The 14731-nt window shown below is 44.3% G+C and carries 3 protein-coding genes; 1 reads left to right on the top strand and 2 read right to left on the bottom strand.

Annotated features, from left to right (window positions below):
• Positions 1-4: 4 nt before the first annotated feature.
• Positions 5-352 carry a 4Fe-4S binding protein gene (locus tag AAA970_RS03700; RefSeq protein ID WP_053404056.1) on the bottom strand — a complete coding sequence of 116 codons (348 nt, stop codon included), beginning with the start codon at positions 350-352 and terminating at the stop codon, positions 5-7.
• 210 nt (positions 353-562) lie between these two features.
• On the opposite strand from AAA970_RS03700, the gene AAA970_RS03695 reads away from it, so the two are divergent.
• Positions 563-1570: an acyl-CoA reductase gene (locus AAA970_RS03695; protein ID WP_338236023.1), complete on the top strand. Its 1008-nt coding sequence runs from the start codon at positions 563-565 to the stop codon at positions 1568-1570.
• Positions 1571-1617: 47 nt separating this feature from the next.
• On the opposite strand, the gene AAA970_RS03690 is transcribed toward AAA970_RS03695, so the two are convergent.
• Complete coding sequence (locus AAA970_RS03690; RefSeq protein ID WP_338236022.1) at positions 1618-14727, bottom strand: T9SS type B sorting domain-containing protein; 13110 nt, start codon at positions 14725-14727, stop codon at positions 1618-1620.
• Between the last annotated feature and the right edge of the window lie 4 nt (positions 14728-14731).

The raw sequence follows: 14731 nt of genomic DNA, 5'->3' as shown, positions 1-14731 counted from the left end.
TTTTTTATTCGGCATGAAGCCAAGCTTTTTTAGCTAACAATTCCTCTTCGGTTTCAGGCTGATCAGGATCATCTACACAACAATCCACCGGACAAACCGCAGCACATTGTGGCTCTTCATGAAATCCAATACACTCGGTACATTTGGTGCTCACAATATAGTAGAATTCATCCGACAACGGCTCCTGTTCTGCTGAAGCTTCCATCGAGGAACCATCTTCCAGCTCGATTTGACGAAGATTCGTCCCATCGCTGTAGTTCCATTCAATACCTCCCTCATAAATGGCGGTATTTGGGCATTCAGGTTCGCATGCACCACAATTGATGCATTCGTCCGTAATCATAATTGCCATAATATCACGTCTTTATTTAATTACACTATTCGTAATGGAAAGCCAAAATTAGTATTTTTTTTACAATCAGCATCGGCTTTACTGATTTTAATCATTTTAAATAAGCAGATTTTGTTAAATTCTAATATTACGACCCAGAGACAATAAATTTGCGACAGTCAATCTGCTAACAGAAATGTGTATTATATTTGTTCGAAAAACATGAAATAAATGACAGTCAGCGAACGAATAAAAGGATTAGCGGCTTTGGGGCAATACCTCAGAGGGCTCTCAAATGCAGAAAAAGAAGGTTTATTTTTCAGTGCAGAGTCAAAAAACAATTGGTTCACCCCTTCCAATGTTGAAGAAGCCTTTAATGGTATTTTACTTTTTTTAGAAGCATCAAAATTACAGGAGCTTTGCCAACAGCACCAGGGGCTTTCCAATAATTTCAGCGATAAAAAAATCGGATTGGTATTAGCCGGCAACATTCCCATGGTAGGTTTCCATGATTTGCTTTGCGTACTTTTATCCGGACACCGGGCCCTGATTAAACTCAGCGGCCAGGATGAAGTGTTGATGAAATTCATCATCAATAGCCTGAAAGAGATTTGCCCACCTCTATATGAACAAATTACCATTGCGGAAAGGTTGAATGATGCCGATGCTTTTATTGCCACTGGAAGTGATAATACGGCTCGTTATTTCCACCATTATTTCAGCAAGAAGCCCAATATCATTCGAAAAAACAGGACTTCACTGGCCATTCTTACGGGAAATGAATCCGAAGAAGATTTTAAGGGCTTGGGGAAAGACATTTTCACCTTTTTCGGTTTAGGTTGTCGAAATATCTCCAAAGTGCTGGTACCGGAAGGGTATAACTTCACCCCTTTTTTAGATGCCCTTCAATCTTATAAAGCGGTAGGAGATCATCATAAGTATGCCAATAATTATGATTACAATAAATCCATTTTGCTAGTCAACCGAGTGCCTCACCTGGATTCCGGCTTTCTGCTGCTTCAACAATCAGAGGCTATGGTTTCCCCTATTAGTGTTTTGTTTTACGAAACCTATAAAACGGAGGAAGACATTAAGCAATACCTTTCCCAGCATCAGGAAAAGATTCAATGCGTGGTAGGTAATGCTACTCCATACATTCCTTTTGGGAAAGCGCAGGCCCCCGAAATCGATGATTTCGCAGACAATGTCGATACCCTGGCATTTCTGCAGGATTTATAATTGATCACTATAAAAAAAGGTCGGGCAAATGCCCGACCTTTTTTTTATTAATTTGATGATATCCTCCCTTTAAAGACCTCTACCCAACCACTGAACTTCCCGTGTTCTTTGGCATCTAAAGAGTAGAAATAAGTACCGTCCGGCAAGCCATTTGCTCTCCAGGCATTCTCTTTTCTGTAATCGTCATTCTTATAAACAATGCCACCCCACTGATTGGTAATCACCATTTTCCAACCACCTTCTTCATCTCCTTCCGGCATGTTTCGAACATAAAAGGTTTCATTAACGCCATCTCCGTTAGGGGTAAAGACATTCGGAATCCAAACACTTGGGTCAGCCTCCAGGTAAATTTCTTCACTGATCACTAAGCAGCCTTCACCTTTGCGATCTCTGAATTCGATTTGGTAACTACCCGCTGGTAACTGCTCCCATTGCTCTTCATAAACGTCTCCGATAATTCTTTGATCGTCTATGGCTATCCAATCTTGTTCTGGTAGTATTTGTCCTGGTTTTTCTGGCGCAATTTGATGAATTCTCACTTCATAGCCACCCAAACCAGATCGGAAGAAATCCTTCACACCAATAATACCTGAACCACGGTCTTCAAAAGATAACCTAATTACTTCGATACCTTCGATCGCCATTTCACTGCCCGGACCAATAATGGTGTAAACATCAGACCTGGATTCTACCGTACAGCCGGCTACGAATTGGAAACCTTTCACAAAGTAATCTCCAGGAACTATATTTTGATCAAAAGTGAAAGTATTGAAGTCGGTAAAATCCTCTGTGATTTCCTCCACCAATGACTCTGATGAACCTACTTTTTTGAATAACTGAAGCGTAGTTTCCACCTCTGCCGTTCCAAAAATATTGGTTACCTCCACCATTGCTGATTCATCAATACAGCCTTGATCGGTAGTATTTACATCAAAGGTTACGGATAAAACCCCACCTGTGATAGAAACAAGCAATTCATTAGGACAGCCTGCATCAGGAGAACCAGCCTTTAATACCACTTGATACTCCCCATTGGTCAAGCCCTCATAAGTCATTTTCTTATCAAACATCTGCTCAAATGCTCCCCCATTTAGGGAAATATAATATGGAGCTGGGGCAGAAGTTTGTGCTTCATCTACTCTGATGGTAAAGGCTCCATCCTTTCCATTTCCTTCGCAAGAAGGAGGGGTAATGATAGGGTCTCTGTAGTATACCAAATCAGGAGAGGTAACCTCTATTTCCCTGATGACAGAACATCCTTTAGCATCGATTACTTCAAAGACATATTCCCCTCTTGACAAGCCCGGTATAATACCATCCTCAGGTAGTGAGTAATCCTGTCCATTAAACTTATAAGCATATGGTTGCTCACCGCCCGAAATGCGAAGGTGAATTTCACCATCATTATTATTACATGAAGATGGTTCAATGGACCATTGAACATCAATATCCGAATTACCATCCAAGAATACTTTACCCGACTTCTGACAGTTATTATCAGCGGAAGTCACAATATAAGTATACTCACCCGCAAGTAAATTCTGGAATAAACCATTATCCTGCTCAATCGTCTCCTCGGCCGTAATCAATTGATAAGTGAAATTAGCCGCTTGATTAGGCGTCAGCACGATCATTCCGGTTTCAGGCTTGTCGCAGGTTGGATTGGTAGCATTTACTTCAATTTCCAGTGTACTACAGTCCACCACAGATCCACAATCATCACCAACAACCACTCTCAACATTTCTGTAGAACAGTCTTCATCCGTTACCTGAACATAGTATTCATCTGCTGCTAAATTCTCAAATAAGCCTGTAGAACTAGTCGCAATGGAATTTTGTGCATTATCAAATAGCTCAAAAGATTCTGTTCCGGTCGTAGGCGTCACAATGGTTCTGATCGTTCCGTCAGCCGTGTCGCAAGAAGCATCGTTCACATCGAAAGAAGTATTCAGGCCAAGGGCCGTAGAAACGTTTGCGGTCTTCTCCTGGATACAATCCGCATCTCCCCCATCGATTCCAATCAAAACCTGATAGGTTCCGGCCGATATCCCCAATCCATTAATGGTAGTAACCTCAATAAATGGAGTAGTGAAAGTTCCACGATCACCATCAATTTCATAGAAGAATACGGTTCCATTTGGTGCTCCCGTAACCTGAACAACGATGGCGCCATCTGCAGATCCATTACATTTCTCTGCATTGGTAGAAACGGCGGTAATCAAATCTCTGGAACACTCAAAACAATGATCCGGATTTTCGATCTCCACAAATAATGGATCGGATTGACATCCATTACCATCCTGAACCACTACCTGATAAGTTCCAGCAGTTAATCCTGTTCTTGTTGCACTATTTACCGAAGCATCATCAGCCCAGATATAAGTGTAATTGGTATCACTTCCATTGGAAGCCACCACGGTGATTTGACCGTCCGCAGCCTCACAATCGGACTCATCCACTTTGGAATCTAAGGTAACCTCCGGATAATTGGTTGCCGGAAGAATTTCAATTTCCAGGACATCACTTATACAGCCTCTTCCATCCTCAACGCTAACGGCATAAATTCCCGGAGTCAATGCGGTTCTTACATTGGTGTTCAGACTCGCATCATCTGACCAAATATAAGTGTAAGATCCGTCGCCATCTTCAGCAGCCACTTCAATGGCACCATCTTCGGCATTACAGAATTGCTCATCCTGCTTGCTCACCAAAACAACCGATGGTCCATCACTTGCCGGCAAAATCTCAATATCCAGAGGATCACTCATACAGGTAGCATCATCTGTTACTGTTACCGTATAAATTCCCGGGGATAATCCCGTTCTTTCTCCAATGGTAATATCTGTGTCATCTGCCCAGGCAAATGTATAATTTCCGTTTCCACCCTGACCGATAACGGTGATCGTTCCATCATTACCATTACAGGTGGATTCATCTGTTTTATTATCCAACACTACCGTTGGGACATCTCCCGCTCGGTTCACCGTAACTACCACTGCATCACTCACACAACCTGAATCATCCTGAACGCTAACGGTATAATCACCAGGAACAAGATTTAATCTCTCTCCAACCGTAATGCTCGCATCATCTGCCCAAATAAAGGTGTATCCGGTTGTGCTGCCGCCTTGGCCGGAAACGCGAATCTCGCCATCATTGGCATTACAGGATTGCTCATCAATTACCTCATCAATGGAAACTGTCGGAACATCTCCCGCTCTATTGATGGTCACGGTAATGGTGGTACTTTCACAACCTGCATCATCCTGAACGCTTACGGTATAGTCGCCAGGAGCCAATCCTGTTCTATTGCCGTCCGTAATAGAGGCATCATCTGACCAGTTGAAAACATATCCGTTACCTGTTCCTCCCTGACCGGAAACCGTAATGGTTCCATCGTTCAGGTTACAGCTGGTTTCGTCTGTCGCATCGTCCAATACAATTACAGGAGTACTGGTGGATGGAAGAATTTCAACAACAATCGCCTCACTTTCGCAACCTGCCTCATCAATAAGGCTAATGGTATATTCTCCCACAGCCAAACCAGTTCTTCTTGCTTCCGTTGCCGAAGCGTCATCGGACCACTTATAGGTATAATTCACTCCGGTACCACCCTGGCCTGCAACCTCAATCGTTCCATCTCCTAGATTACAACCTGTCTCATCGATTTTTTCAACCAAACTGATCATTGGCGTATCTGAAGATGGTAAAATCTCTATCGAAATTGGGGTACTGGTACAACCTGCCGCGTCTACTGCCTGAACTTCATAAACTCCAGGTGCAAGATTACTTCTGATAGCCGCTGTTTCAGTGGCATCATCTGACCAAATGTAAGTATATGGTGATGTTCCATCCTGACCTTCAACGGTGATCGTTCCGTTATTCGCTCCACAAGTTGTTTCATCGGTTTTAGTATCCAATACGATGGTTGGGGCATCACCCGATGGGTTCACCGTTACTATCACTGCATCACTAATACAACCTGAAGCATCCTGAACACTTACGGTGTAATCACCAGGAGCTAAATTTAGTCTTTCTCCAACCGTGATGCTTGCATCATCTGCCCAAATAAAGGTGTATCCGGTTGTGCTGCCGCCCTGGCCGGAAACGCGAATCTCGCCATCATTGGCATTACAAGATTGCTCATCGATTACCTCATCAATGGAAACTGTCGGAACATTTGACGCTCTATTAATGGTCACGGTAATGGTGTTACTTTCACAACCTGCATCATCCTGAACGCTTACGGTATAGTCGCCAGGAGCCAATCCTGTTCTATTACCATCGGTGATAGAGGCATCATCTGACCAGTTGAAAACATATCCGTTACCTGTTCCGCCCTGACCGGAAACCGTAATGGTTCCATCGTTCAGGTTACAGCTGGTTTCGTCCGTTGAGTCATCCAATACAATTTCAGGGGTATTGGTGGATGGAAGAATTTCCACTACAATCGCTTCACTTTCACAACCTGCTTCATCAATAAGGCTAATGGTATATTCTCCCACAGCCAAACCAGTTCTTCTTGCTTCCGTTGCCGAAGCGTCATCGGACCACTTATAGGTATAATTCACTCCGGTACCACCCTGGCCAGCAACCTCAATCGTTCCATCTCCTAGATTACAACCTGTCTCATCGATTTTTTCAACCAAACTGATCATTGGCGTATCTGAAGATGGTAAAATCTCTATTGAAATCGGTGTACTGGTACAACCTGCCGCGTCCACTGCCTGAACTTCATAAATTCCCGGAGCAAGATTAGTTCTGATGGCCGCTGTTTCAGTGGCATCATCTGACCAGATATAAGTATATGGTGCTGTTCCATCCTGACCTGCAACGGTGATCGTTCCGTTATTAGCTCCACAAGTTGTTTCATCGGTTTTAGTATCCAATACAATGGTTGGGGCATCACCCGATGGGTTCACCGTTACTAACACTGCATCACTAATACAACCTGAAGCATCCTGAACACTCACGGTATAATCACCAGGAGCAAGATTTAATCTTTCTCCAACCGTAATGCTCGCATCATCTTCCCAAATAAAGGTGTATCCGGTTGTGCTGCCGCCTTGGCCGGAAACGCGAATCTCACCATCATTGGCATTACAAGATTGCTCATCGATTACCTCATCAATGGAAACTGTCGGTACATCTGACGCTCTATTGATGGTCACGGTAATGGTGGTACTTTCACAACCTGCATCATCCTGAACGCTTACGGTATAGTCGCCAGGAGCCAATCCTGTTCTATTACCATCCGTAATAGAGGCATCATCTGACCAGTTGAAAACATATCCGTTACCTGTTCCGCCCTGACCAGAAACCGTAATGGTTCCATCGTTCAGGTTACAGCTGGTTTCGTCCGTTGAGTCATCCAATACAATTACAGGAGTATTGGTGGATGGAAGAATTTCCACTACAATCGCCTCGCTTTCACAACCTGCCTCATCAATAACGCTAATGGTATATTCTCCCACAGCCAAACCAGTTCTTCTTGCTTCCGTTGCCGAAGCGTCATCTGACCACTTATAGGTATAATTCACTCCGGTACCACCCTGGCCTGCTACCTCAATCGTTCCATCTCCTAGATTACAACCTGTCTCATCGATTTTTTCAACCAAACTGATCATTGGAGTATCTGAAGAAGGTAAAATCTCTATCGAAATCGGGGTACTTGTACAACCTGCCGCGTCCACTGCCTGAACTTCATAAACTCCAGGTGCAAGATTACTTCTGATTGCCGCTGTTTCAGCGGCATCATCTGACCAAATGTAAGTATATGGTGATGTTCCACCCTGACCTTCAACGGTGATCGTTCCATCATTCCCATTACACTCTTTTTCGTCTTCCTTATTGTCCAAGACAACTATTGGCGTGTCAGATGAAGGTAAGATTTCAATAGCAATGGAAGTACTTTGACAACCATTGTCATCCTGAACATAAACTTCATAAGTCCCCGGGGCTAAATTATCTCTTGTTGCTGCTGTAACTGAAGCGTCATCCGCCCAAACATAAGTATAAGGGCTAAGACCTCCCTGGCCTTCAACTTCAATAGTACCGTTATTCAAATTACAGCCCGTCTCATCTGTTTTTGTAATTAAATGAACTGAAGGAGTATTTGGCGCTGAAAGAATTTCAACTGAAAATGGATCACTCACACAACCATTACCCTCTGTAACTGTAACGGTATAAGTCCCCGGCGCTAGATCTGTACGAATTGGCAGATTGATTGAAGCATCATCTTCCCAAGCATAAGTATAATTACCATCACCACCAAGAACCGAAATCTCAAGACTACCATCATTGGCATTACAGGTGCTTTCATCCTCACTGTCCTCCAAAGTAATGATTGGCTGATCAGAAGAAGGTAAAATAGTCACGGTAATTGCATCACTGGTGCAACCTGTGGCATCAGTACTGCTCACCACATAATCACCAGGGGCAAGGTTATTTCTATAGTTAGAAGTTTCTGAAGGAGCATCATCCCAATGATAGGTAAATGGTGCCGTCCCGTCAGTAGTTGACAAAGTAATTTCTCCATCATTGGCATTACAGCCACCCTCATCTATTTTATCGTCGACTAAAACTACCGGACGATTAGATGATGGTAAAATCTCAATATCTACTGGACTTGCCGTACATCCGTTAGCATCAGACACTGTGACTGTATAAATCCCAGGAGCTAGGCCTGTTCTCTCAGCTGTGGTAATGGTATTATCATCCGCCCAAACATAAGTGTAATCAGCTGTTCCACCTGATACCTGAACCTGAATAGTTCCATCATGACTATTACAGTTTTGCTCATCGGTTTTGGTAAAAGTAACCACCGGTCCATCTGCCGATGGATTAACCGTAATATTCAAAGTATTTGAATTACATCCATTTGCATCCGTAACATGAACCTCATAATCTCCGGGAGTCAGGTTGTTTCGTTCTCCAGAATTAATGGTGTTATCATCTGCCCAAACGAAGGTGTAATCAGGGGTTCCATTTTCTACTTTCAATAAAATATAACCATCTGCTGCATTACACACCGTTTCATCTCGTACTTCCTCTAAAGTTAAAATCGGAGAATTAGTAGAAGGGTTAATAACCACTACTAAAGGCGCACTTTCACAACCGAATCCATCTCTGGCAATGACTTCATAAGAACCAGGCGCTAAACCTGTTCTTTCCCCAATCGTTATGCTGGCATCATCTGCCCAAATGAAGGTATAGTTCAAATCACCACCCGTTGCAGAAACTTCAATCTCTCCATCATTTCCATTACAACTTTGTTCGTCCTGACTTCTATCAAGGGTCACTACCACCGGGTCAATAATTCCAAAATCAGAGTCGTTTGTAGAAACATTCGCCTGGCACAAAGCATCTCCGACTATCACCTCAATCGCCGTTGGGATGGAAGAAATAGCGATATTACCGGTTCCCCCACAGGTTAATCGGTCCAATTGAATTTCAAATAAAACCTCCCCATTAGCGAGGGTTTGGGCATTTATGGCATCACTACTCCAGCTAAAAGTCAAATTACCGGGGGCAAATACAATATCCGTTGTTGGGTTAATCGCTGGTGAAATAGCACTATTAAAGCTATTCACCATTGGGTTCCCAAAAATCATATCATCCCATTGTACAGAAAACTGCATTCCATGTAAGTCAGTCACTCCGTCAGAGGTAATGGCAAATACGATTCGATCGTTTTGATTTTCAACCTGAGTAACATTGAACGTCACATTAGTCAAGGGTGTAATCACCACATTCACCGGTAATGCTTCCGAACAAGACCCTAAAGTGGCTCCAACCCAATACGCTCCATCAGCAGTAACTACTGCGCTAATTACATTGCCTCCTGCATTTGGATCGCCGTCGTAAAAAGTAAGGTTAGCGCCAGAGGTTAGCTGATCTACGGCATTATTCAAATCAAAAGATTCACATGCTGATTGATTGGCAATTACCGAAAACTCTAAATTATTGATTACTACATCTAAGTCATCAGAAATGATCCCACAAATTCCACCCGCCTTTTCTGCGGAGAGCATAATGTTCACACTACCATTGGCAATATCTCCAACACCCGGAGTATAAGTTGGTGTCAAAGTATTCTCGTTTGTAAATACCCCGTCTCCTCCATTAGTAGACCAAACAAAAGTATCGTAATCGCCGGAAATATTTCCGGCCAATGTGATGATATCAGTAGCGCAGATTTGTTGGTCGGCCCCGGCGTCAACAACTGGACTTTCTTCGATTGTTAATTGCAAATCATCTGTCTGAACCCCACAAGTTCCATTCACATCAGAACTCAGGATCATGGTGATTGTCCCTCCGGCCAAATCGCCGAATCCGAATGTATAAACCGCATCCAGTTTGCTGGCATCATCAAAGGAACCATCTCCCGTAGTGGTCCAGGTAACACCTACTGTATTTGGCGTGATTGTTCCCGCTAATGTGTATGAAAGTGCTGAAGAACAAACCGTGGCATCTGATCCGGCATCCACTACTGGCAGCGCATCGATATTCACGGTCATATTATCTGAATCCGCCAAACATTCCGTTCCCGCGTTGGTCGTTAACGTCAATACTACGCTTCCATTGGTAATATCTCCTGAGCCAGGCGTATAAACAGCTGTTAAGCTTGTGGCATCATCAAAAGAACCGTCACCAGCTGTGGACCAGGTCGATGAAGTTGCGCCTCCGAAAATAACGCCGGCTAGCGTCACATCGGAACCTGCACAAATATCCTGATCGGCACCGGCATCTGCGATTGGTGATTCTTCGATCGTCAATTCCATATCATCCGTCTGAACCCCACAAGTTCCATTCACATCAGAACTCAGGGTCATGGTGATGTTGCCTCCGGCCAAATCGTCGGGTCCGAATGTATAAACCGCATCCAGTTTGCTGGCATCATCAAAGGAACCATCTCCCGTAGTGGTCCAGGTAACACCTACTGTATTTGGCGTGATTGTTCCCGCTAATGTGTATGAAAGCGCGGAAGAACAAACCGTGGCATCTGACCCGGCATCTACTACCGGAAGGGCGTCGATATTCACGGTCATATTATCTGAATCCGCCAAACATTCCGTTCCCACGTTGGTCGTCAGCGTCAATACTACGCTTCCATTGGTAATATCTCCTGAGCCAGGCGTATAAACAGCCGTTAAACTTGTAGCATCATCAAAAGAACCATCACCAGCTGTGGACCAGGTCGATGAAGTTGCGCCTCCGGAAATAACTCCGGCTAGCGTCACATCGGAACCTGCACAAATATCCTGATCGGCACCGGCATCTGCGATTGGTGATTCTTCGATCGTCAATTCCATATCATCCGTCTGAACCCCACAAGTTCCATTCACATCAGAACTCAGGGTCATGGTGATTACGCCTCCGGCCAAATCGTCGGGTCCGAATGTATAAACCGCATCCAGTTTGCTGGCATCATCAAAGGAGCCATCTCCTGTAGTGGTCCAGGTAACGCCGACTGTATTTGGCGTGACCGTTCCTGCTAATGTGTATGAAAGCGCGGAAGAACAAACCGTGGCATCTGATCCGGCATCGACTACCGGAAGGGCGTCGATATTCACGGTCATATTATCTGAATCCGCCAAACATTCCGTTCCCGCGTTGGTCGTTAACGTCAATACTACGCTTCCATTGGTAATATCTCCTGAGCCAGGCGTATAAACAGCTGTTAAGCTTGTGGCATCATCAAAAGAACCGTCACCAGCTGTGGACCAGGTCGCTGAAGTTGCCCCTCCGGAAATAACTCCGGCCAGCGTCACATCTGAACCTGCACAAATATCCTGATCAGATCCAGCATCTGCGATTGGTGATTCTTCAATCGTCAATTGCAGATCATCCGTCTGAATCCCACAAGTTCCATTCACATCAGAGCTTAGGGTCATGGTGATTGTCCCTCCGGCCAAATCATTGGTTCCGAAAGTATAAACCGCATCCAATTTGCTGGCATCATCAAAGGAACCATCTCCCGTAGTGGTCCAGGTAACACCTACTGTATTTGGCGTGATTGTTCCCGCTAATGTGTATGAAAGCGCGGAAGAACAAACCGTGGCATCTGCTCCGGCATCCACTACTGGCAGCGCATCGATATTCACGGTCATATTATCCTCTGCCAGTGGACATTCTGATCCCGAATTGGTTGTCAGCGTCAATACTACGCTTCCATTGGTAATATCACCTGAGCCTGGCGTATAAACAGCTGTTAAGCTTGTGGCATCATCAAAAGAACCGTCACCAGCTGTGGACCAGGTCGATGAAGTTGCGCCTCCGGAAATAACGCCGGCTAGCGTCACATCGGAACCGGCACAAATATCCTGATCAGATCCGGCATCAGCGATTGGAGCTTCCTCAATTGTTAATAGCAGATCATCTGTCTGAACCCCACAAGTTCCATTCACATCAGAACTCAGGGTCATGGTGATTGTCCCTCCGGCCAAATCGCCGGGTCCGAAGGTATAAACCGCATCCAGTTTGCTGGCATCATCAAAGGAACCATCTCCCGTAGTGGTCCAGGTAACACCTACTGTATTTGGCGTGATTGTTCCCGCTAATGTGTATGAAAGCGCGAAAGAACAAACCGTGGCATCTGCCCCGGCATCCACTACTGGCAGCGCATCGATATTCACGGTCATATTATCTGAATCCGCCAAACATTCCGTTCCCGCGTTGGTCGTCAGTCTCAATACTACGCTTCCATTGGCAATATCACCTGAGCCTGGCGTATAAACAGCCGTTAAGCTTGTGGCATCATTAAAAGAGCCGTCTCCGGCTGTGGACCAGGTCGCTGAAATTGCGCCTCCGGAAATAGCTCCGGCTAACGTCACATCGGAACCGGCACAAATATCCTGATCAGATCCGGCATCAGCGATTGGAGCTTCCTCAATTGTTAATTGCAAATCATCTGTCTGAACCCCACAAGTTCCATTCACATCAGAACTCAGGGTCATGGTGATTGTCCCTCCGGCCAAATCATTGGTTCCGAAAGTATAAACCGCATCCAGTTTAGTCGCATCATCAAAGGAACCATCTCCCGTAGTGGTCCAGGTAACACCTACTGTATTTGGCGTGATTGTTCCCGCTAATGTGTATGAAAGCGCGGAAGAACAAACCGTGGCATCTGACCCGGCATCTACTACCGGAAGGGCGTCGATATTCACGGTCATATTATCTGAATCCGCCAAACATTCCGTTCCCGCGTTGGTCGTCAGTCTCAATACTACGCTTCCATTGGCAATATCACCTGAGCCTGGCGTATAAACAGCCGTTAAGCTTGTGGCATCATTAAAAGAGCCGTCTCCGGCTGTGGACCAGGTCGCTGAAGTTGCGCCTCCGGAAATAGCTCCGGCTAACGTCACATCGGAACCGGCACAAATATCCTGATCAGATCCGGCATCAGCGATTGGAGCTAATTCAATATCGATAACCACATCATCCGTAACTGCATCACAGCTCCCATTAACATTAGAGGTCATTGTCAAAGTCACTGAACCTGAGGAAATATCATTTACCCCAAGCGTATAGTTTGACTTTGGATCTGACACATCATCAAAAATTCCATCACCAGAAGTGGTCCAGGTAATCCCGGTCGCACCACCTGAAAATGAACCATCCAATGCCACTACCTCATTAGAGCAAACCGTTTGATCAGTTCCGGCGTCAACAATTGGAGTTGCATTTATCTGAACAATAACCTGATCCGTCACGGGAGCACAATTCCCATTAGGAGAGGAAACAGTCAAAGTAAATGTGATTTGACTTAAAGTTTCATCGCCAAGCGCAAATGTATAAACCGCGGTAGAAGGATCTGCAGGATCATAAGCATTAAACGCCCCATTTCCATCATGAGTCCAATTTCCTGTAGCTCCAGTACCTGTTAAAGAAGACGTTGTAAATGCAAAAGTATTTCCTGGAATATCTACCTGACACACCTGCCCGGGGTCACCAGCATCAGCGGTTGGAGTTTCATCAATGGTTACCTCAACAGCCTCCTTCACGGTACAAGAATATCCATTCTCTACCTTTATATAATAGGTATTTGTTCCTAAATCTGAAACGGTACTACCAGGAAGTAAGGTCCCTGAAGCATCCGGATCCCCTAAATAATATTCATAAGTATTTGCACCATCAAAATCAGTTATTAAGGATTGCAGGTCAAAATTATCACAAGCATCTACCGAAATAGCTGATAAAGTTAAGGTTGGCAACTCATTAATAACCAAAGTAAAAGGCTCCGGATCACTTTCACATCCAGTGACTGTATTTTCCTGCGTCACATAGTATGTATAGGTATTAACTGCGCCCGCGCCTCCATCAGTCGCTGGATTAAATGTAACCCCCGTGGCGATCAAATTAGTCCCGGCAGCATCGGAATACCAATTTATTCCTGTTCCAGTGGCGTCAATAGTTGCCGTAAAGGTTGGAATTGGATCAGCAAAACAAACCGTTTTACTATTGGCATCCAATAAAGGAACATTTATATTTCGCGCATCTCCAACCACTAGATCTTGTTCGGATACAATACACCCATTTGCATCCGTAAAAGTCAGAGAGTAAGTGCCATGGATTAGTTGCAAAAATTCAATAGCCGTATTAGCCCCTACACCTGATTGGGAATCGGCTTGAGGCCCATTCAAATCAACGGTATAAGGAGGAGTTCCTCCATTAGCAATAATATTTTTTATCGCACCATCATAAGTTGGGGTACAATTATTATTATCCTCTAAAATAAAACCTGCTCTTTCTGGAACAAGCAAAGGGGGTTGGCTCAAAGAGATATTTTTGGTCAGATTATTGAAACAACCACCTGGAATATCTAAAATATCAGATGATTGTACTCTGACCGTATAAGTTAAATTAGCATAGATGCCACCAAACATTGGATCCACGGTTCCCGCTGCTAAACTAAATTCAAACTCTGTTGCTGTTTCGCCGGGAAAATCGGCTATATCAAAATCACCAGCGGCTGAAGAGATAAATAACTTATATCGAAAAGGACCTGTCCCTGTTACATTTACTTTAATTTTCCCATCGGCACCACCAAAACAAGTAATATCCTCAGAATTGGAAACATCAATGGATAAACATTGCCCAATAGCATTACTAATGCCAAAGAATGACAAAAATAGAAATAGATAAATATTTTTCATCGTA

The sequence above is a fragment of the Persicobacter diffluens genome, from assembly GCF_036244895.1.
GTDB classification, from domain to species: Bacteria; Bacteroidota; Bacteroidia; order Cytophagales; family Cyclobacteriaceae; genus Persicobacter; species Persicobacter diffluens.
This window is presented reverse-complemented; position numbering and strand designations above follow the sequence as displayed.

Excerpts from the sequence above, each read along its gene's own strand:
- AAA970_RS03700 (WP_053404056.1), bottom strand. The coding sequence starts at position 352 with ATGGCAATTATGATTACGGACGAATGCATCAATTGTGGTGCATGCGAA.
- AAA970_RS03695 (WP_338236023.1), top strand. The coding sequence starts at position 563 with ATGACAGTCAGCGAACGAATAAAAGGATTAGCGGCTTTGGGGCAATAC.
- AAA970_RS03690 (WP_338236022.1), bottom strand. The coding sequence starts at position 14,727 with ATGAAAAATATTTATCTATTTCTATTTTTGTCATTCTTTGGCATTAGT.